Annotated in this window: 13 protein-coding genes; 9 read left to right on the forward strand and 4 right to left on the reverse strand. The window is 73.9% G+C overall.

What is annotated here, in order from left to right; translation table 11 throughout:
- Window positions 1-331: 331 nt before the first annotated feature.
- The gene (locus tag IG86_RS0121180) at window positions 332-703 is read right to left on the reverse strand and encodes a low affinity iron permease family protein (RefSeq protein WP_030832646.1); all 372 of its coding nucleotides are present in this window, start codon (window positions 701-703) and stop codon (window positions 332-334) included.
- A gap of 699 nt (window positions 704-1,402) precedes the next feature.
- On the opposite strand from IG86_RS0121180, the gene IG86_RS0121185 reads away from it, so the two are divergent.
- The 4 genes from IG86_RS0121185 to IG86_RS0121200 are packed head-to-tail and all read left to right on the forward strand — an operon-like array spanning window position 1,403 to window position 11,571.
- Window positions 1,403-3,160, forward strand: coding sequence for a fatty acyl-AMP ligase (locus IG86_RS0121185; protein WP_030832649.1), 1,758 nt, complete (start codon window positions 1,403-1,405; stop codon window positions 3,158-3,160).
- Window positions 3,161-3,207: 47 nt separating this feature from the next.
- Window positions 3,208-9,546 (forward strand): type I polyketide synthase, encoded by a 6,339-nt coding sequence (locus IG86_RS0121190; protein ID WP_157854857.1) that lies wholly within the window; start codon window positions 3,208-3,210, stop codon window positions 9,544-9,546.
- Window position 9,547: 1 nt separating this feature from the next.
- Window positions 9,548-10,711, forward strand: a complete 1,164-nt coding sequence (locus IG86_RS0121195) for an acyl-CoA dehydrogenase family protein (protein ID WP_078848227.1) — start codon at window positions 9,548-9,550, stop codon at window positions 10,709-10,711.
- 14 nt (window positions 10,712-10,725) lie between these two features.
- Entirely contained in the window at window positions 10,726-11,571 is an 846-nt protein-coding gene (locus IG86_RS0121200) for an alpha/beta hydrolase family protein (RefSeq protein WP_051785309.1), read from the forward strand.
- Window positions 11,572-11,602: 31 nt separating this feature from the next.
- Here IG86_RS0121200 and IG86_RS0121205 read toward each other — a convergent pair whose 3' ends face one another.
- From IG86_RS0121205 to IG86_RS0121215, 3 genes are all read right to left on the reverse strand, one after another.
- Window positions 11,603-12,619 (reverse strand): TolB family protein, encoded by a 1,017-nt coding sequence (locus IG86_RS0121205; protein WP_030832662.1) that lies wholly within the window; start codon window positions 12,617-12,619, stop codon window positions 11,603-11,605.
- 8 nt (window positions 12,620-12,627) lie between these two features.
- Window positions 12,628-13,968, reverse strand: a complete 1,341-nt coding sequence (locus IG86_RS0121210) for an MFS transporter (protein ID WP_030832665.1) — start codon at window positions 13,966-13,968, stop codon at window positions 12,628-12,630.
- 153 nt (window positions 13,969-14,121) lie between these two features.
- Window positions 14,122-14,982 (reverse strand): glycosyltransferase family 2 protein, encoded by an 861-nt coding sequence (locus IG86_RS0121215; protein WP_037849771.1) that lies wholly within the window; start codon window positions 14,980-14,982, stop codon window positions 14,122-14,124.
- Window positions 14,983-15,352: 370 nt separating this feature from the next.
- On the opposite strand from IG86_RS0121215, the gene IG86_RS0121220 reads away from it, so the two are divergent.
- From IG86_RS0121220 to IG86_RS0121240, 5 genes are all read left to right on the forward strand, one after another.
- Window positions 15,353-16,477 carry a Gfo/Idh/MocA family protein gene (locus IG86_RS0121220; protein WP_234349059.1) on the forward strand — a complete coding sequence of 375 codons (1,125 nt, stop codon included), beginning with the start codon at window positions 15,353-15,355 and terminating at the stop codon, window positions 16,475-16,477.
- 87 nt (window positions 16,478-16,564) lie between these two features.
- Window positions 16,565-17,560, forward strand: a complete 996-nt coding sequence (locus IG86_RS0121225; protein ID WP_030832674.1) for an NAD-dependent epimerase/dehydratase family protein — start codon at window positions 16,565-16,567, stop codon at window positions 17,558-17,560.
- Entirely contained in the window at window positions 17,557-18,717 is a 1,161-nt protein-coding gene (locus tag IG86_RS0121230; protein WP_030898722.1) for a DegT/DnrJ/EryC1/StrS family aminotransferase, read from the forward strand. Before IG86_RS0121225 ends, IG86_RS0121230 begins: the two co-directional genes overlap by 4 nt.
- Window positions 18,714-19,568 carry a NeuD/PglB/VioB family sugar acetyltransferase gene (locus tag IG86_RS0121235; protein WP_078905983.1) on the forward strand — a complete coding sequence of 285 codons (855 nt, stop codon included), beginning with the start codon at window positions 18,714-18,716 and terminating at the stop codon, window positions 19,566-19,568. The genes IG86_RS0121230 and IG86_RS0121235 overlap by 4 nt, the downstream gene beginning before the upstream one ends.
- Window positions 19,565-20,680 carry a DegT/DnrJ/EryC1/StrS family aminotransferase gene (locus IG86_RS0121240; RefSeq protein ID WP_030898727.1) on the forward strand — a complete coding sequence of 372 codons (1,116 nt, stop codon included), beginning with the start codon at window positions 19,565-19,567 and terminating at the stop codon, window positions 20,678-20,680. The genes IG86_RS0121235 and IG86_RS0121240 overlap by 4 nt, the downstream gene beginning before the upstream one ends.
- Window positions 20,681-20,685: the final 5 nt, after the last annotated feature.

The following is a 20,685-nucleotide window of genomic DNA, read 5'->3' on the forward strand; positions in this document are numbered from 1 at the left end:
CAGCACCGCGCGAGCCGAGGAGACACTCCGGCGGGGCACCGCCCCACACCACCCAGCCCCGCCGGCGATTGAGGCGCGGGGCCTGGGGCAGCGCCCCAGCACCACCGGCCGACCGGAGTCGGCACCCCCGGCGGGAGCCACCCCGCACCACCGAGCCCCGCCGGCGGTTGAGGCGCGGGGTCTGGGGCAGAGCCCCAGCACCACCGGCCGACCGGAGTCGCCACCCCCAGCGGGAGCCACCCCGCACCACCCAGCCCCGCCGGCGATCGAGGCGCGGGGTCTGGGGCAGCGCCCCAGAACACCGGCCGGAGCCGGCCACCCCGGCGGGAGGCTACTCGTGGTGTTCCAGGCCGATCGCCTTCTGCAGGTCCTTGTGGGCCTGCCCCCATTCGCCCTCCTGCTGTTCCAGCAGCGCCGCGGCGATGGCGTCCAGTTTGACCTGGATGGCGTGTTCCGCCCGGCGTTCGGAGTTCTTCAGCAGGGCCAGCAGGAGCAGGGCGACCGCGCCCATCGCGTCGCCGACCAGGTGCTGCCAGCTCGTGTCCAGGTGGAGGAAGTGGACGACCAGGAAGGCAGCTACCAGCAGGACGCAGAACACGGAGAAGGCAGCGGAGCTGGTGAGGTTGGACGCCAGTTCCGCGAGCTTCTCGAACCGCCCGAGCCCGTTGTCGTCGCCCTTCTCCGCGGGGTGCTCAAAGGTCATGTTCCACGCCTGCCCGCTCCGGGCACCCCGAACCACCCGGTTCGGCCGCTTGTGCCCGAAGGTGTCGCGGCCGGGCCGAACGGCCCATACCCCGCACGGTACCGCCGAGAAGATATTGCGCCAGATTGGCCAGATGACTCCGCGCCAAACGATCATTTTCGCTCAGTAAGTTTCAAACACGATCATCCGGCGCCCGCCTCCGTCACCCCCGCTCGGGATACCCCCACCCCGCCCCTCGGCCGCTCCCGCCCCGGCCGAGGATGGCCGAAACCGCTCGGGCCCATCGGAATTGCAGCCAACTTCCGGCCATTCAAAGCGAGTTGACCTCACAGCAAGGGTCAACCTAAGGTTTGGACCAGTACTGACCAGTACTCCTATTCCAGCTTTGGCTGTTTTCGTGCTCCACTCCGCCAATCCCACGTTGCAGGGAATGAATCAAGGCCGATGTTCGCGGATCAGGATGCGATGGACGCCGGTTGCGTGACCTCGGGTCGATCGCCCCGGAGAGCGCCGCGCATCCTCGTCCCCGAATCCGTGGTACCGCGGAGAACACCGGCCCCGTGAGCCCCGGAGCTCCGGCACCCCGAAGAGGGGGAACCCCGCGCGGCAGCCCTCCCGGCGCCGCGCGTCACGTTCGCCGTCCGCCTGCCGGCCCGCACCCGGTGCGAACATCCGATCCGGCATTGAATGAGGCTGAGAATGCTTGACGCTGCCCTGGACCAGATCCACCACGAGACGGTGGTCGACGCCCTGCGCGCGCATGCCGCGCGCATACCGGACCACCCCCTGTTCACCTTCCTCCCCGACGGCGAGGAGGCCGAGCCCTCGCTCACCTTCGCGGCGCTCGACGCCAAGGCGCGGGCCGTCGCCGCGAGCCTGCAGGCCGCGCACGTGGAGCCCGGCTCCCGTGCGCTCCTGCTGTTCCAGCCCGGCCAGGACTTCGTCGTCGCGTTCTTCGGTTGTCTGTACGCGGGCGTCGTCGCCGTGCCCGCGTACCTCCCCCACCCCGCGCAGCGCGCCCGCGGGCTGCTGCGGCTGGCCGGAATCGCCGAGGACGCGCAGCCCGCGGCCGTGCTGACCACCGCCGGGATCCGGGCGGCCATCGAGACGACGGCGCGCACGATCCCCGAGGTCCAGGAAACGGCCTGGCTGGCGGTCGACACGATCGAGGAAGGGACCGGAGCGGGCTGGTCCGCGCCGTCCCCGGAACCGAAGTCGGTCGCCTTCCTGCAGTACACCTCCGGCTCGACCGGCCGCCCGAAGGGGGTGATGGTCACCCACGGCAACCTCACCCACAACACCGACCTCATCCGCACGTCCCTCGGAATGGACGGGTCCACGGTCGTCGTGGGGTGGCTGCCGCCCTATCACGACATGGGTCTGATCTCGATGATCATCGTTCCGGCGGCGATGGGAATCCATTCCGTTTCCATGCCGACCGTGGCGTTCCTGCAGAGTCCGGTGCGCTGGCTGCGCGCGATTTCGACGTACCGGGGAACGCTTTCCGCGGCCCCCAACTTCGCGTTCGACCTGTGCACCCGAAAAGTGACCGACGAGGACCGCGCGACCCTGGACCTTTCGTCCTGGCTGGTCGCGACGAATGGCGCCGAGCCCATTCGCGCCGAGTCGATGCAGCGGTTCTCCGAGGCATTCGCCTCCACCGGATTCCGCCCGGAAACCATCGTTCCGGTATACGGGCTCGCGGAGAGCACACTGCTGGTGAGCGGGGCTCCGATCGAACGGCCCTGGGTGTTCCGGTCCTTCGACGAGAACGAACTCGAACGCGGGGCCGCGGTGGCCGTGCCCGACGACAGCCCGGACGCCCGCGTCCTGGTCAGCTGCGGCGTCAGCCGGTCCCTGGACGTGGTCGTCGTCGACCCGCAGGCGCGTACCCGGTGCCGGCCGGGGCAGGTCGGGGAGATCTGGGTCGCGGGCGACAGCGTCGCGGTCGGCTACTGGCAGCGTCCCGACCTCAGCCGCGAGGCCTTCGAGGCCACGCTCGCCGACGGCGACGACCAGGGCCCGTACATGCGCACGGGCGACCTGGGCTTCCAGACGCAGGACGGTCTGTTCGTCTGCGGGCGCATCAAGGACGTCATCATCGTGGGCGGGCGCAACCACTACCCCCACGACATCGAGCGCACCGCCGAGAGCGCGCACCCCGCGGTCCGCCCCGGCTGCGTCGCCGCCTTCGGTGTGACCACGGACGGCGTGGAGCAGGTGGTGGTCGCCGCCGAGCTGCGCCGCGAGGCCGGTGACGGGTCGGACCGCGAGGCCCAGGAGGGCGTCGTGAACGCCGTGCTGCGCGCGGTGGCCCAGGAGCACCGGCTGACCGTGCGCGAGGTCGTCCTGCTGCCCGCCGGGACCCTGCCCAAGACGTCGAGCGGAAAGCTCCAGCGCCGCGAGACCCGCAAGGAGTACCTGGCCGGCCGGGCGCCGTGGAACGCGCAGCACTGAACCGCACCACCACAGAACAGCGGAACAGCACGACACAGGGGGAGCACATGAAGGACACCGAGCTGGAAACCTGGCTGCGCCGGCGCATCGCCGAGCTGGCCCGCATGAGTTCGGGAGACGAGATATCGGCCCACGAGCCACTGGCCGCCTACGGCCTGTCCTCGATCGACGCGGTGGCGCTGGCCGGTGAACTCGGCGCCCTGCTGGGCCGGAAGGTCTCGCCGACGGTCGCGTACGAATTTCCCACGCTGAGGGAGATCCTGGACCACCTCCAGGGCGGGCGGCCCGCCCGGGGCGGCCTCACCGCACCTCGCCGCACCGCCACCGCCGGCACGGCGCACGACGAGCCGATCGCGATCATCGGCATGGGGTGCCGGTTCCCCGGGGCCGACGGCCCCGAGGCCTTCTGGGAACTGCTCGAACAGGGCGTGGACGCCGTCGGCCGGGTGCCCGACGACAGGTTCGCCCGCTGGGGCCGCGGCGACGGCGGCACCGACCGCGCAGGCGTCGGAGGGTTCCTCGGCGGCGTCGGCGGACTGGACCTCGACTTCTTCGGCATCAGCGAGCACGAGGCCGCCAAGATCGACCCGCAGCAGCGGCTCATGCTGGAGGTCGCCTGGGAGGCCGTCGAGGACGCGGGGATCGACCCGTACGGCCTGGCCGGTTCGGCCACCGGCGTCTTCGTGGGCATCTCCAGCTCGGACTACCGCGACGTCCTGGCGAACTCGCCCTCGGCGGACGCCTATTCGCTGCTCGGCGGGGCGTCCAGCGTCGCCGCCAACCGGCTCTCCTACGTGCTCGACCTGCGCGGCCCGAGCCTGTCCGTCGACACGGCCTGCTCCTCGTCCCTCGTCGCCGTCCACCTCGCGTGCGACGCGATCCGCCGCGGCGAGTGCGGCCTCGCCGTCGTCGGCGGCGTGAACGTGATCCTCACCCCGGCGATCACCGAGGCGTTCGACAACTCGGGCGTCATGGCACCCGACGGCCGCTGCAAGGCCTTCTCGGCGCGGGCCGACGGCTACGTGCGCAGCGAGGGCGCCGGTGCGGTCGTCCTCAAGCCGCTGAGCGAGGCACTGCGCGACGGGGACCGCGTCTCGGCGGTGATCCGCGGCTCCGCGGTGACCTCGGACGGGCGGACCAACGGCCTGCTGGCGCCCAGCCGCAGGGCGCAGGAGGACGTGGTGCGCCTCGCGCTCGCCGGCGCGGGCGCCCGGCCGTCGGAGGTCGGCTACGTCGAGGCCCACGGGACGGGCACCGCGATCGGCGACCAGATCGAGGCCGCCGCGCTGGGCACCGTACTGAACCAGGGCCGCGCCGAGGACCGGCCGTGCGCGATCGGCTCGGTGAAGACGAACGTCGGGCACCTGGAAGCGGCCGCGGGCATCGCCGGCCTGATCAAGCTGGCCCTCTCCTTCGAGCACGGTGCCCTCCCGCCGTCCCTGCACTGCGCGGAGCCGAACCCGGACATCGACTTCGACGGGCTCGGGCTGCGCGTGCAGACGTCGCTGCGCCGCTGGGAGTCCCCCGGGGAGCTCGGTCTGGCCGGAGTGAGCTCCTTCGGTTTCGGCGGCACGAACGCGCACGCGGTGCTCGGCCCCGCCCCCGCCGCCGAATCGGACGCCGGGGCGCAGGCGCCCGCGGGCGACGCGCACCCCGTACGGCTCCTGGCCCTGTCGGCCGCCACCGAGGCGGCCCTGCGCGCGCAGGCCGCCGGTCACGCGGCGTGGGCCGCCGGGGTGGACGAGCGGGAGCTGGGCCGGGACACGGCCGCGGCGACGCTGCTGCGGGGACGCGGCGGGCCGCGGGGGCGCGAGTTCCGTGCCGCCTTCGCCTTCGCGGACAAGGAGGAGCTCCTCGGCCGGCTGCGGGAGCCGTTCACGGCCGCCCGGGGCGGGGCGGACGAGGCGGGCGTCGTCTTCGTGTTCCCCGGACAGGGCGCGCAGTGGCTCGGGATGGGCCGGGCCCTGCTGGATTCGGAGCCCGCCTTCGATCTGGCCGTCTCGCGCTGCGAGCAGGCCTTCGCCCCGTACGTCGACTGGTCGCTGCGCGAGGTCCTGACCGAGGAGGACGCCGCCCCGCTGCTGGAGCGCATCGACGTCGTCCAGCCGGCGCTCTTCGCGATGCAGGTCGCGCTGGCGGCGCTCTTCCGGTCCTGGGGCGTGCGGCCCGCCGGTGTCGTCGGGCACAGCATGGGCGAGGTGGCGGCGGCCCACGTCGCGGGCGCGCTGCGGCTGGAGGACGCGGCGCGGATCATCTGCCGGCGCAGCGCCCTGATGATGCGTCACCGGGGCCGGGGCGCCATGGCGCTGGTCTCGCTCCCCGTGTCGGACGTGCGCAAGGCGCTGGAGCCCTACGGGGACCGGCTCTCGCTCGCCGCGCACAACGGGCCGAGCACGACGGTGGTGTCCGGGGAGACCGCGGCCGTCGAAGCGTTCGTGGCCGCCATGGACGCCGAGGGCGTCTTCTGCCGGCGGGTCAAGGTGGACGTGGCCTCGCACTGCGCGCTGCTGGAGGACCTGCGCGAGGACCTCCGCGCCGAGCTGTCCGGGCTGTCGCCGCGCCCCGCGACCGCCGCCTTCTACTCCTCCCTGGCCGGGGAGCACCTCGACGCGCAAGCGCTGGACGCGGACTACTGGTGGCGCAACCTGCGCGAGCCGGTGCTGTTCGCCGACGCGGTCCGCTCGGCCGGGGCGGCCGGTCACCGGGTGTTCCTGGAGATGAGCCCGCACCCGCTGCTGTCGGTGTCGGTGACCGAGTGCCTGGAGGACGACGACCGCGCCGTGGCCGCCGTCCCGGCGATGCGGCGCTCGGACGGCCGGGCGCCCTACGAGGCGGTCGCCGCGCTGTTCGAGGCCGGGTGCGAGATCGACTGGGCCGCCTTCTTCGGCGGCCGGCCCCGGGCGGGCACGCGGCTGCCCTCCTACCCCTGGCAGCGCCAGGAGCACTGGGTCGAGCCCGGGGGCCCGCGCGCGGAGGGCACGCTGGTCACCGGGGCGCTGCCGGTCATCCGGGACCACCGGGTGCGGGAACGGGCGATCGCGCCCGCCGCGTGGATGCTCGACGCGGCGCTGAAGGAACTCAATCCGGACCGGGTCGGCGGGTACGGCCTGAGCGACGTACTGGTGACGAACTCCCTTGCGGTCGCCGAGGGGGAGGCCCGGCACGTGCGGGTCTCGCGGCGGGTGCGCGCGGGCGACGAGCCCTACCTGTCCGTGGAGAGCCGGGCGGCCGGCGAGCGGGGCTCGGCGTGGGAGGAGCACGTCTCCGCCACGTGGTCCGAGACCCCGCCGGCCCCGGACGCGGCGGACCTGTCCGCGATCCGCCTGCGGTGCCCGCGGCGCGTCGAGCCCGACGCCCTGTACGAGCACCTGGCGGAGTCGGGGCTCTCGTACGGGGAGAGCATGCGGATGGTGACCGGGATGTGGCTGGGCGAGAAGGAGCTGCTGACGCAGCTCGCTCCCCCGTCCCGGCGGACCGCGGACCGGCCGCTGCCGGCGGACGTCGCGGACGGTGCCATGCAGTCCATCGCCGGACTGTCCGTCGACGGCGGCGCCGACGGGACGTTCGTGGGGTTCGGCTACGGACGGGTCGACGTCTTCGCGCCCTGGTCGGGTCCGGCCTTCGCCCACGTGCGGCTGCACGGGGAACTCCAGGCGGACGCCGACACCTTCGACTGCGACGTGGACGTCCTCGATCCCGACGGGCGGGTCCTCGTACGGTTCACGGGCGTGTCGCTCAAGCGGATGCGCACCGGGCACGCCATGCGCTTCTTCGCCGTGGACGCGAGGCCGCAGCCGCGGCCCGCCGGGACGGACCCGACCGCAGCCGCCACCCCCGTCGTCCTCCTCACCGCGGACGCCGGCCGGTGTGCGGCGCTGGTGGAGGAGCTGGGCCGGGGCGGCGCCGAGTGCTCGGTCGCCCCGCTGCCCGGGGAAGAGGACGCGGCGGCGTTCCTGGAGTCGCTGCCGCAGCGGGCGCGCCTCGTCGTCGTGGAGCCGGAGCGCGAGGCGTTCCTGTCGTTCCTGCGGACCGCCGCGCGCACCGGGTCCGCCGCGCGCCGCGAGCTGGCGCTGGTGACCGGCGACGTCGCGCTGCCCCCGCTGCTGCGCGCCCTGGAACAGGAGACCGTGAGCTGGTCGGGGCGGGCCGTCCGGGTCGAGCCGGAGGAGCTGGCCACGCGGGAACTCGCCCGGGACATCGCCGCGGAGCTCGCGACGGCGCCCGCCGCGTTCTGCGTCCGCTACCGGCACGGGGAGCGCACCGTCCCGTCGCTGACCCCGGTCGAGCCGGCCTCCGGCGAGGCCGACCTCCGGCCCGGCGGCGTCTACTGGATCACTGGCGGGCAGGGCGGCCTCGGTTCCACGCTCGCGGTCGCGCTGGCCCGCGAGGCGGGCGCGCGGGTGGTGCTCACCGGGCGCCGCGCCGAGGTCGACCCGCACCTGGAGGAGGCGGTCGACGCGGCCGGCGGGCGGCTGCTGTACCTCCAGGCGGACGTGACCGACGCGGCCGCGGTGCGGCGCGCCCTGGACGAGACGCTGCGCCGCTTCGGGGCCCTGCACGGTGTGATCCACACCGCGGGGATCCTCGACGACGCGCTCGTCGAGTCGACGTCGGCCGAGCGCATGAACACGATCATCGGGCCGAAGGAGCAGGGGGCCCGGATCCTCATCGACGCGGTGGCGTCGGAGGACCTGGACTTCATCGTGCTGTTCTCGTCCATGGCCAGCCTGTTCGTGACGCCCGGCCAGGGGGCGTACGCGGCGGGCAACGCCACGCTCGACGCGCTGACCGGTACGGTGCGCAGCCGGCGCACGCCCGTGCGGACGGTCAACTGGGGCCCCTGGGCCGAGCTGGGGATGGTCGCCGACCCCAAGTACCAGGCCCAGCTGCTGGAGTCGGGGCTGCACCCGATGTCGCCGGAGGCGGGCGCCGCGGCGTTCCTGCGGACCCTGGGCAGCTCCCACCTGCAGCTGGCGGTCCTGGACGTGGGCGACGAGGTCGCCGACGGTCTGGTGGCCCGGTTCAACCGCGGGCACGGGCAGGCCGCGGCGGCGGCCCGGGGGCGCGCGGTGCGTCCGGAGGGCGCGGACGGCTCGGCGGCGGACTTCGTCCGGGCGGAGCTGGCCCGGGCGCTGCGCCGGTCCCCCGCCGAGATCGACACCTCGGCGCGCTTCGACCGCCTGGGGGTCGATTCGCTGCTGGCCGTTTCCCTCACCCGCCGGATCGGCGCCCACTTCGGGCTGGAGCTGCCGGCGACGTTCATGTTCAACCACCGGACGGTGGACGCCGTGGGGCTCCACCTGGAGGGGCTGCTGGGGCCGGCGGAGCCCGAGGGGGCGGACGCACTGCCCGAGCTGCCCGCGCAGAGCGCGCAGGAGATCACGCTGGACGAGGCGGAGCTGCACAGCACCGTCCCCGGTTACACGATCGTCGCGGGCCCGTCCGGGCTCGACATGCGGCTGCGGGACGTTCCGGTGCGCAAGGCCGGACCGGGCGAGGTGGTCGTCGACGTGCAGGCCGTCGGCGTCAACTTCATCGACGTCCTGGCGACCACCGGTTTCCATCCGTTCCTGTCGGCGCCCCCGTTCGTCCCCGGGCACGAGGTGGCCGGCGTCGTCCACGCGGTGGGCGAGGGCGTCGAGCACGTGCGGCCCGGTGACGCGGTCATCGCGCTGACCCCGGACGGCGGTTACGCGGCCCGCGTGACGACGGCCGCGTACACGGTGGCTCCGCTGCCCGAGGGTGTGAGTGCCGTCGACGCGGTCTCCGTGCTGATCAGCGGTCTCACGGCCATCGCGTGCCTGGAGCGGGAGGCGCGCGTCCACCCGGGTGACCGGGTGCTCGTCCAGGCCGCGGCCGGCGCGACCGGTACGGCCTGCGTGCAGCTGGCGCTGCACCACGGCGCCACGGTGTTCGGTACGGCGAGCACGGGGGCCAAGCTGGACCACCTGCGGGCCCTGGGGGTGCAGTACCCGATCAACTACGCGGAGGCGGACTTCGCCGACGCGGTACGGGAGCTCTCCCCCGACCAGGGGCTCGACCTCGTAGTGGACTCGCTCTCCGGCGACGCGGTGGGCCGCGGCCTGGAGCTGCTGCGGGCGGGCGGCCGCTTCATCGAGATCGGTGCGGCGGGTGTGCTCGACCTGGCCGTGGACGGACGCGACCTGTTCATGAGCAGCCGCTCCTTCTGCACCGTCAACGTCGGTGCGCTGGCCCGTGATCCGTCCCGGCTGCGGCCGCTGATGGACCGCCTCGTCGAGCTGATCGACGCGGGCGTGCTCCGTCCCTCGGTGGGCGGGGTCTTCGCCTTCGAGGACGCCCCGCAGGCGATCACGCAGCTGCGCAACCGGGCCAACATCGGCAAGTTCGTCATCACCGTTTCTTAGGATGGTCGTGGAAGAATCTCGCAGTCGATCAGAGTGGAAGCAGAAATTCCGCACGTTTGCCGATGAGGTGATGGCCCCGCACGTACGCCGCTACGACGAGGAGCGGGCCTTCCCCGTCGCGATCCACGAGAGGGCCGCCGCCGAGGGCATCCTCAACGCGGCCTTCCCGCAGGAGCTGGGCGGCGCCGGGCTGTCCTACACGGAGTTCGGCCAGGTGATCGGCGAGCTGTCCGCGGTCTGCCCGGGGATGACGTGGACGCTGGTGTTCAACCGGGGCGCGCTGCACCCGGTGGTCGCCGCCGGCACCCCGGAGCAGAAGGAGCTGTTCGTCACCCGGCTCCTGAAGGACAACGGCTACGCGGCCCTCGGGCTCACCGAGCCCGAGAACGGCTCCAACCTGCTGGCGGCCACCACCCGCGCCGTGCGGACGGATTCGGGCTGGCTGCTCAACGGCGGCAAGTGCATGTCCGGGAACGGCACCGTCGCCGACGTGTTCATCGTCCTGGCCAACACGGTGATGGACAACCGCAAACGCGGCCTGTCCTTCTTCGCCGTACCGCGCGACGCTCCGGGCGTGACCGTGAGCGAGGACATCGACAAGGCGGCGTTCCGCTGTCTGCCCACGCCCTCGGTCACCTTCCGGGACGTCGCCCTGGAACCGATCAGCCTGATCGGACGGGCCGGCGACGGGGAGATGCTGCTGAACGAACTCCTCGCGACCATCCGCATCGGCGGCGCCGCCTGCGGCACGGGCATCGTCGCCGCCATGCTGAAGGACGCGCTCACCTGGGTCGGTGAGCGCCGCGTCTACCCCGACGACCGCATGGACACCCTCAGCCACGTCCAGCTGACGCTGGGCCGGCTGTACGTCGAACTGTGCGCCGCCCGCAAGCTGCTGGACGAGGCGACGGCCCTGGCCGACCAGGGACTGCCCTTCGGCAAGGAGAGCTCCATGGCGAAGTACTACGCCACCGAACTCGCCGTCCGCGCCTCGAACGAGATCCTCCAGCTGTACGGGTGGCGCGGCATCGCCGCCGACCACGGTGTCGAGAAGCGCTGGCGGGACGCTCGCGCCCTGACCATCTTCGAGGGTTCCAGCGAGATCCAGCTGTTGAACGTGTTCCGCGAAATGCGCAGGATGGCCACGAGCGAGGGAGGTCTCTGATTCCGTCCGTCGAAGTGACCACCGAGACCGTGCGCGCCGAGGACGGCGCCACGGCAGACGTCCGGCTGCACCGCAGGCCCGGCGATCCGTCGGCACCGGTCCTGGTGTGCATGCCCGCCATGGGCACCAGGGCCGCCGCCTACGCCCCGCTGGCGGACGCCCTCGCCGGGGCCGGCTTCCAGGTGGCCGTGGGCGAACTGCGCGGGCAGGGCACGAGTTCCGTGCGCGTGGGGCGGGGGGTGCGCTACGGCTATCACGAGATGGTGGCCTACGACTACCCGGCGCTCTTCCGCGCGGTGGAGGCGGCCTTCCCGGCGGCCCCGCGCCACCTCCTGGGGCACAGCCTCGGGGGGCAGCTCGGCGCCCTCTACCTCAGCCAGGAGCCGCACATGGCCTCGGGCGCGGTCCTGGTCGGTGCCCCCTCCTGCCACTACCGCGGCTGGCCCTTCCCGCAGAGCCTGGGGATGCTCGCCGCCTTCCAGTTCGCGGCGGCGTTCGCCGCGGTGTACGGGTACTTCCCCGGCCGCCGCATCGGGGTCCTGGGCAACGACTCCGCGCAGGTCCTCAGGGACATGGCCACCCAGGTCAGGACGGGCCGCTACCAGGTGCCGTCCTCCGGGGTGGACTTCGAGCCGGCTCTGGCGAAGCTGGACCTGCCGGTGCTGGCGGTCGCCGTCAAGGGCGACGCGATGGCACCGCCCGGCGGCGTGCGCGGGCTCGCCGACAAGCTCACGAGCGCCCGCGTGACGTACTGGGAGCTCGCGCTCGGCGAGGGCGCCAAGGGCAGCCGGCACTACGCCTGGATCCGGGACAGCGCCGCGCTCGTCGAACGGGTACGGAGCTTCGTGGACCAGGGCTGATGCCCCTCCCCCGGTGCCCCTCCCCGGCCCGTCAGCCCAGACGGGCCGGGGAGGAGGCCCCGGAGGTCAGCGGTTCGGGACGGCCGGAGCCGTCGGCGGGCACGGTCCACAGGTCCGTACGGTCGGCGGCGCCGTCGGCGGGCAGGGCGTAGGCCAGCGTGCCGTCGTCGAGCCAGGCGGCCTGGTCGTCGACGCTGCGCTTCTCCGCGAGCGGATGGTCGCTCAACGTCCGCAGATCCATGACGTGTTCGCGCCACAGCGAGGCGCCCGCCCGCACCCGCTTCTTGTACGCGATGCGCGTCTCGTCCGGCGACAGGGACGGGCATTCGACGTTCTTGGCGAGGGTGGTGACGGAGCGTCGCGAGACCGACCCCTTCACCAGGTGCGTCTCGCCGGCCGTGGAGAGGGTGGCGTAGAAGGTGTCGTCGTCCTTGGCGAAGGTCACGCCCCAGAAGTTCACGTCCTGGGCGCGGTAGTCGCGCCCGTCCATGGTGATCGCGAACTCCTCCAGGCTGGCGTCGAGCTTCCAGGTCCTGGTGTCCAGGATCGCCGTGCGCGTGGAGAAGAACGCGGCGCCGTAGGACTCGCCCGAGACGAACACCGTCCAGGCGGCGAAGCGGCCGCTGGGCGAGACGCGGGCCCGGCTGGGCGTGCCCGCCAGAGGGAAGCTGCGCACCGGGCGCAATGCGGCGTCGACGATGACCGCCTTGTTGTCCTGGGCGAGCGCGCCCGGGCTGGAGCGCAGGCAGACGCCCGTTCCCGCGGCGGCGTAGAAGCGCTGGCAGGTCAGGTCGGACACGGTGCGCGGGCCGTCGGGCGCGTCGGCCGGGACGGAGGCGAGGGCCCCGCGGTGCGGGCCCTGCCCGCTGCCCAGGAAGGCCAGCGTGTCCCGTCCGGCCGTCAGCGTGACGGACCCCGCGGTCGCCTCCGGTCCACCCGTACGGGGCCGGTCGGCGCGGGAGGCGGCGCGCTGCACCAGGGTGGCGCCGACGCCCCCGAGCAGCAGCACCGCCACCGCGAGGACGAGCAGGCGGCGGGAGCGGGTCATCGGGTTCCTCACGGGCGTCGGGCCGGGTCGGGCGGTGCGGGGGCGGGAGGTGCGCCGGGCGCGGGCGGGGCCGGCCGCAGCACGTGGCCGGCGACGGCCGCGCAGCAGAGCAGGCCGGCCGCGGCGGCGGCGAGGGCCGGGCCGGTGCCCCAGAGGGTCCACGCCCCGCCGAAGGCCAGCGAGCAGCCGAAGCGGGCCAGCGCCTGGCCGGTGCCGACCAGGGCCAGGCCGGAGGCGCGCAGCGACTCGGGCACGGTGGCGGCGACGGCGGCGGGCAGCACCCCGTCGGTGGCGGCGTAGAACATGCCGTGCAGGGCGAGGACCAGGTAGGGCAGCGCCGGCCAGTCGGGGGCCCACAGCAGCAGCCCGTAGGCGGCGAGGAGGAGGGCGTGGCCGGTCAGGAAGACGGTGCGGCGCCCGATCCGGTCGGCGAGGGCTCCGGCCGGGACGGCCAGCAGCAGGAACACGGCGGCGGTGCCCAGCGGCAGCAGCGGGAACCACTGGTCGTCGATGCCCGTCCGGCGCTGGAGCAGCAGGTAGACGAAGGCGTCGCTGACGGTGGTGAGGCCGAGCAGGACCGCGCAGATCGCCAGGGCCCGCAGCCGCGGCAGGCGCAGCAGGGCCACGGCGTCGCGCAGCCGTACCGGGTCCGGGCGCGCGGGAGCGGGTGGCGCGGCGGGCGCGGCGGCCGGCCGGGGGCGGGGCGGGGTGTCGCCCGCGCCGGAGGGGACGAACAGCACCAGCACGACGACGCCGAGGGCTGCGACGCAGGCGCTGACACCGAAGACGGCGTCGTAGCCGTCGACGGCCACGCCGAGGATGAGGAAGGCGGCGAGCGGGCCGAGCAGCGCCCCGGTGGTGTCCATGGCCCGGTGCACGCCGAAGGCCCGGCCCTGTAACTCGTCCGGTGTGGAGAGGGAGATCAGCGCGTCGCGCGGGGCGGTGCGCAGGCCCTTGCCGGTGCGTTCCAGCGCGAGGATCACGCTGATCGGGCCGAGGCTGTGGACGAGCAGCAGCAGGGGTTTGCACAGGGCGGACAGGCCGTAGCCGATGCCGGCGACCAGCTTGTGGTTGCGGACCCGGTCGGCGAGGTGGCCGCCGGTGAGCTGCACCAGGGCGCTGACGCCGTTGTAGACGCCGTCGAGCGCGCCGAACCCGAGCGGGCTCAGGCCCAGCCCGGCGATCAGGTAGAGGGGCAGGACGGCGGTGACCATCTCGGAGGAGATGTCGGTGATCAGGCTGACCGTGCCCAGGGCGAGGACGGTCGGGGCGACCGCCGGCCCCCTGCCGGACCCCCGGCCCGGCGCGGTCTTCGCGCCCGCGGGCGCGGAGCGGTCCGCGAGGTACATGCTCTGGAGCTCCCGGTGCAGACGGTCTGAGTCACTCGAACGTGCGAGTGGCACCCTAGTGCTTGTACGGGCCAACTGTGGTGCGTACGACGGGATTCGGCAGTACGCGCCGCTTCGTGCGGATGCGCCGCTTCGTGCGGACGCAACGCTTCGTCACTGCCGGCTGCTCTCGTCCCGCAGCCAGGTGGAGAAGTCCCGGTCGCGGATGGCCCTGCGGGAACCCCGGCGGGCGGCGAGGGCGGCCGCCGCGAACACCACGACCCCGGGCAGCAGCGCCGGCCGGGCGCGCAGCAGGGCGCGCAGGTCCCCCGTGCGCGTGCGGGCCGACGGCGCGGCTGCGCCCTGCGTCTCCCGCGTGGCCTGGAAGCGTTCGAACTCGGCGGAGGACGTCGCGGCGCGGACCTTGCGCCGGATCAGGTCGGACCAGGTGCGCGGCGGGCGCACGACGACCCGGGCCGCCTCGACCACGCGCCGCTCCCCGGGGCCGAAGGCGAGGGACGCGGCCAGGTCGTCGGCCATCAGCGGGGGCAGGGCGGCGATCCGCTCGTGCCCCTCCTCGGTCACGGCGATGACGCCCCGGCCGAACAGGCCCTCGCGGACGGCCGGGAGCAGCTGCCACACCCGGTAGTAGGCCCGAACCGGCCAGGCGCAGCCGGCCAGCGGGATGTCCCGGCCGGGGGCGGCGGCGAGCAGGCCCGGGTCCCCGGCGAGCGCGCCCGCGAGGGCCCGTACGTCCGCGGCCCCGACCACGACGTCGGCGTCCACGTACAGCCGGGGGAAGCCGCGTGCGTGCTCGTCGCCGACCCGGAGTGCCGTGTGTTTGGAGGGGGTCGGGATCTCCACGACGCGTACGCGGTCGCCGCGCGCGCCCGCCACCCGGGCGGTGTCGTCGGTACAGCCGTTGCACACCACGACGATGTCGGGCCCGGACGCCGAGGGGTCGGCCAGGAGCGCGTCGAGGAGCCGGCCGATGACCCGGCCCTCGTTGTGCGCCGGTATCACGATGCTGGTCACCCGGGCAGTATGCACGCTCGAACACCAGCTCCCGGCGATTCCGCCAACTCTGCCCGGGGGTACGCCCGGTGGACTAGATTGAGCGGCGCCGACCGGATTCGGCGCGCTTCGGCGCGGCCGGCACGATCCGGAACCGGCAAGGGTGGTACGGGTTCGGCTGCTTGTGGGGAACAGGCGGTCGGGCCGGGGGGCGGCATACGCGATTCACGCAGAACATCGGTTGTGGGGGGCCATCACCGTCGAGCAGGTCACGCACGGGACGCGCAGGCGTCCGGCGTGCCCCTCGGCGACGGCGTTCTCCTCCACCACACGCGTCCCGGCCATGGGTTGTCGACACGCCAGTCGGCGTGCGCGGAAGGAAGGGAACGCTGTGAAGGACACCTCCAAGGACGGCGCGCAGAGCGCCGAACGGACCGTCGGGCAGAGCGCCGCAATCTCCGGCCGGGGGTCCGCGGCGCCCTTAGGCATCGCGGTGGTCGGAGCGGGCTACTGGGGCCCCAATCTCGTCCGCAACTTCCAGTCCAGTCCGCAGTACCGGCTGCGGTACCTCTGCGACCTGGACCTCGACCGGGCCCGGCAGGTGCTCGGCCGTTACTCGACGGTGCAGCCGACCTCCGACTACGCGGCGGTCCTCGCCGACCCGTCCGTGCAGGCGGTCGCCGTGGCCACCCCGGCCGGGACGCACCTGGACGTCGCACTGGCCGCCCTGCGCGCCGGCAAGCACGTCCTCGTGGAGAAGCCGCTCGCCGCCACGTACGAGGACGGGATGCGGCTGGTCGCGGAGGCCGAGAAGCGCGGTCTCACCCTGATGTGCGACCACACCTACTGCTACACCCCGGCGGTGCGCCGGATCCGGGAGATGGTCCGCTCCGGCGAACTGGGCGAGATCCACTTCGTCGACTCGGTACGCATCAACCTGGGGCTCGTCCAGAAGGACGTCGACGTCCTGTGGGACCTCGCCCCCCACGACCTGTCGGTCCTCGACTTCATCCTCCCCGACCACGTGCAGCCGGTGGCCGTGGCCGCGACCGGCGCCGACCCGATCGGGGCCGGCCAGTCCTGCGTGGCCTACCTGACCCTCCAGCTGAACACCGGCGCCATCGCGCACGTGCACGTCAACTGGCTCTCCCCGACGAAGGTCCGCACCACCATGGTCGGCGGCTCCAAGCGCACCCTGGTCTGGGACGACCTCAACCCCACCCAGCGCGTCTCGGTGTTCGACCGGGGCGTGGAGCTGAGCGCCCCGCAGGAGATCGGCGCCGACGAGCGCCGCGACATGCTCGTCTCCTACCGGTCGGGTGACATGGTGGCGCCCGCGATCGGCGAGAAGGAAGCGCTGCGCAGCATGGTCGAGGAGTTCGCCGACGCCATCAGGACGGGGCGGCCGCCGCTGACCGACGGCCGGGCGGGCCTGAAGGTGCTGGACATCCTCGAAGCGGCCTCCAGGAGCCTGGAGTTCCGGGGTGCGGTCGTCGGACTGCGCACCGGGCGCTGACCGCTCGCGGTCCGATCCCGGTCCTCATCCGGACCTTTCGCATTCCGTCACACGCAGGACCACGACCGATCCAGTGGGAGCAGGGCGTTGAGCAGCAGCGTACGAGGCAAGAAGATTCTGGTCACCGGCGGAGCGGGCACCATCGGCTCGCACGTGGTGGACCAGCTGGTGGACAACGGGGCACGCGAGATCGTGGTGCTCGACAACTTCGTGCGGGGGCGGACCGCCAACCTGGCCCGCGCCCTGCCGAGCGGCGTCGTCGAGGTCGTCGAGGGCGACATCCGCGACGTGGCGGCGGTGCGCAAGGTGACGGAGGGCGCCGACCTGGTCTTCCACCTGGCCGCCATCCGGATCACCCAGTGCGCGGAGGAGCCGCGGCTGGCGAACGAGGTGATGGTGGACGGCACGTTCAACGTGCTGGAGGCGGCGGCCGCCGCCGGAGTGGGCAAGGTGATCGCCTCGTCCTCGGCCTCGGTCTACGGGCTGGCCGAGCAGTTCCCGACGACCGAGCGCCACCACCCGTACAACAACGACACGTTCTACGGTGCGGCGAAGGCCTTCAACGAGGGGATGCTGCGCAGCTTCCACTCGATGTACGGGCTCGACTACGTCGCCCTGCGCTACTTCAACGTGTACGGGCCGCGCATGGACATCCACGGGCTCTACACCGAGGTGCTCATCCGCTGGATGGAGCGCATAGCCTCGGGCGAGCCGCCGCTGATCCTCGGCGACGGCCTGCAGACCATGGACTTCGTCGACGTGCGCGACATCGCCCGCGCCAACCTGCTGGCCGCCGAATCGGACCTGACCGACGAGGTGTTCAACGTCGCGAGCGGGACCGAGACGAGCCTGCTGGAGCTGGCGAACGGCCTGCTGGAGGCCATGGGCGCGGACGGCCTGGTGCCCGAGCACGGCCCGGCCCGCGCCGTGAACGGAGTGACCCGCCGCCTCGCGGACACCGCGCGGGCCTCGGAGGGCCTCGGCTTCACCGCCGGGATCGACCTGCGCACCGGCCTGCGGGACCTGGTGGACTGGTGGCGCGCCGAGCGCGCCGCCGACGCGGCCGCGGAGGCGGGCCGATGACCGCCCCCGACCCGGCCGCCGCACCGGCCCGGATCCCCGTGATGGTGCCCTGGCTGGGCGAGGAGGAGGCGAAGGCCGCGGCCGACGCGGTGCTCTCCGGCTGGGTCGCCCAGGGCCCCCGGGTCGCCGAGTTCGAACGGGCCTTCGCGGAGCGGGTGGGGGCCGAGCACGGCATCGCCGTCAGTTCGTGCACCACCGCCCTGCACCTGGCCCTCGTCGCGCTGGACCTCGGTCCGGGGGACGAGGTGATCGTCCCGTCCCTGTCGTTCATCGCCACCGCCAACGCCGTGCGCTACGTCGGCGCGCGGCCGGTGTTCGCCGACGTCGAGGAGGCCACCGGCAATCTGACCCCGGCCACCGTGGACGCGGTCCGCACCCCCCGGACGAAGGCGGTGCTCGCCGTCCACCAGGGCGGGGTGCCCGCGGACGTGCACGCGCTGCGCGCGGCGTGCGCCGGGTGGGACGTCGCGCTGGTGGAGGACGCCGCGTGCGGCATCGGCGCGACGGTCGGCGGGAAGTCCGTCGGCCACGGGGCGCTCCTCGCCGCCTGGTCCTTCCACCCCCGCAAGGTGATCACCACCGGCGAGGGCGGCATGGTGACGACGGACGACGCGCAGTGGGCGCAGCGGCTGCGCCGGCTGCGCGAGCACGGCATGAACGTGTCCGCCGCGCAGCGTCACGCGAGCAGCAAGCCGATCGCCGAGAGCTACCTGGAGGTCGGCTACAACTACCGGATGACCGACATCCAGGCCGCGGTCGGCCTGGTGCAGCTCGGCAGGCTGGACGAGATCGTCGCCCGGCGGCGCGCGCTCGCCGCCCGGTACGCGCAGCTGCTGCGGGAGGTCCCGGGCGTGCGCCCGGTCCGCGATCCCGCCCACGGGCAGGGCAACTTCCAGTCGTACTGGGTGCTGCTGGCCGAGGACTTCCCCGTCGGGCGGGACGAGCTGCTCGCGGTGCTCTCCGAGGCCGGGATCTCGGCCCGGCGCGGGATCATGGCCTCGCACCTGGAGCCGGCGTACGAGGGCCACGGCGCGGACGCGCTGCCGGTGACCGAGCGGATCAGCCGCGACTCGCTGATCCTCCCGCTGTTCCACACCATGACCGAGGCCCAGCAGGACCGGGTGGTGGCCGTGCTGCGGGAACGGGCGGGCGGATGAGCGCTCCGGTGACCGAGGACCTGCTGATCGTCGGCGCGGGCGGGTTCGCGCGGGAGACCGCGCAGGCCGTACGGGACGTGGCCGCGGCCGACGTGGCGCGCGGCCGTCCTGCCCGGTGGCGGCCGGCCGGGCACCTCGACGACGATCCGGCGCTGCACGGCCGGGAGGTCGACGGGGTCCCGGTGCTGGGCGGCTGCGAGCTGGTCCACGAGCTGCCGGCCGCCCGGGTGGTGGTCTGCGTGGGCAGTCCGCGCGACTACGCCGTACGGGCCCGCCTGGTGCGGCGCCTGGGGCTGCCGGTGGACCGGTACGCGACGGTGGTGCACCCGACGGCGGCGGTGTCGGCGTCCTCGGTGCTCGGCGCGGGTTCGGTGCTGCTCGCGCACTGCGTGCTGACGGCCGCCGTCCGGGTCGGGTCCCACGTGGCGGTCATGCCGCAGGTGGTCCTCACGCACGACGACACGGTCGAGGACTTCGCCACGCTCGCCTCGGGCGTCCGCCTGGGCGGCGGGGTGCGGGTGGGGCGCGGCGCGTACGTGGGGGCCGGGGCGCTGGTCCGGGAGTACGCCACGATCGGCGCCTGGTCGCTGACCGGCATGGGCAGCACGGTCCTCGCGGACGTTCCCGCCGGGGAGGTGTGGGCCGGCAGCCCGGCCCGCCCGCTGCGGCCGGCGGGGGCCACGGCCCTCGCCGAACTGGCCCGCGCGGCGGGGGTACCCGGTGGGTCCGCCGCCGGCGGACCCGCGCAGGACGCGCCGGTGCCCGCCCAGGCGGCGGCGCACGGCACGCAAGAGGGCACCGGCCCGGACGGCCCGCGGCCTCAGACACGGATGGAGAGTCCCGTCGTATGAACCAGATACCGCTCGTCGACCTGAAGGCCGCGCACGCCGAGGTCGCCGAGGAATTAAGGGCCGGTTTCGACCGGGTGCTCGCCGACACGGCCTTCATCGGGGGCGCCGAGGTCCGCGCCTTCGAGAGCGAGTACGCCGACTTCGCCGGGGTCCGGCACTGCGTGGGGGTCGCCAACGGCACCGACGCCCTCGAACTGGCGCTGCGCGCGAGCGGGGTCGGCGTGGGCGACGAGGTGGTGCTGCCCGCCAACACCTTCATCGCCACCGCGGGCGCCGTCGCCCGGATCGGTGCCCGGCCGGTGCTGGTCGACTGCCTGCCCGACACCCTCCTGATGGATCCGCAGGCCGCGCTGGACGCGGTCGGTCCTGCCACCCGCGCGGTGGTGCCCGTCCACCTGTACGGGCAGTGCGCGGACGCCGCGGAGCTGGCGGGCCGGCTTCCGTCGCACGTGAAGGTCGTCGAGGACGCGGCGCAGAGCCAGGGCGCGACCCGGGACGGCCGCTCCCCCGGCAGCGGGGGCATCGCCGCGACCAGCTTCTACCCGGGCAAGAACCTCGGGGCGTACGGGGACGCGGGCGCGGTGGTGACCGACGACCAGGAGAGCGCCGACCTGGTCCGGGCGCTCGCCAACCACGGCGGTGTCGCCAAGTACCGTCACGACGTGGCCGGTTTCAACAGCCGGCTGGACGGTCTGCAGGCCGTGGTCCTGCGGGCGAAGCTGGCCCGGCTGGCGGAGGGGAACGCGGCCCGCCGGGCCGCCGCCGCCCGCTACGACGGACTGCTGGGCGAGCTAGCCGCCGCCGGCCGGGTCATCCTGCCGGTCACCGGGGCCGGCAACGTCCACGTCTGGCACCTGTACGTCGTACGGGTCAGCGGAGCCGACCGCGACACCGTGGTCGGCAAGCTCAACGCGGAGGGGATCGGCGCGGGCGTGCACTATCCGGCCCCGGTCCACCTCACTCCGGCCTTCGCCCACCTCGGTCACGGGCGCGGGGCCTTCCCGCACGCCGAGCGGGCAGCGGACGTGATGCTCTCCCTGCCCCTCTTCCCGCAGATCACCGCCGCCCAGCAGGAGCGGGTCGTGGACACGCTCTCCGGCGCCCTGCGCTGACCACG

Origin of the sequence: Streptomyces virginiae, assembly GCF_000720455.1 — a bacterium.
Lineage (GTDB): Bacteria > Actinomycetota > Actinomycetes > Streptomycetales > Streptomycetaceae > Streptomyces > Streptomyces virginiae.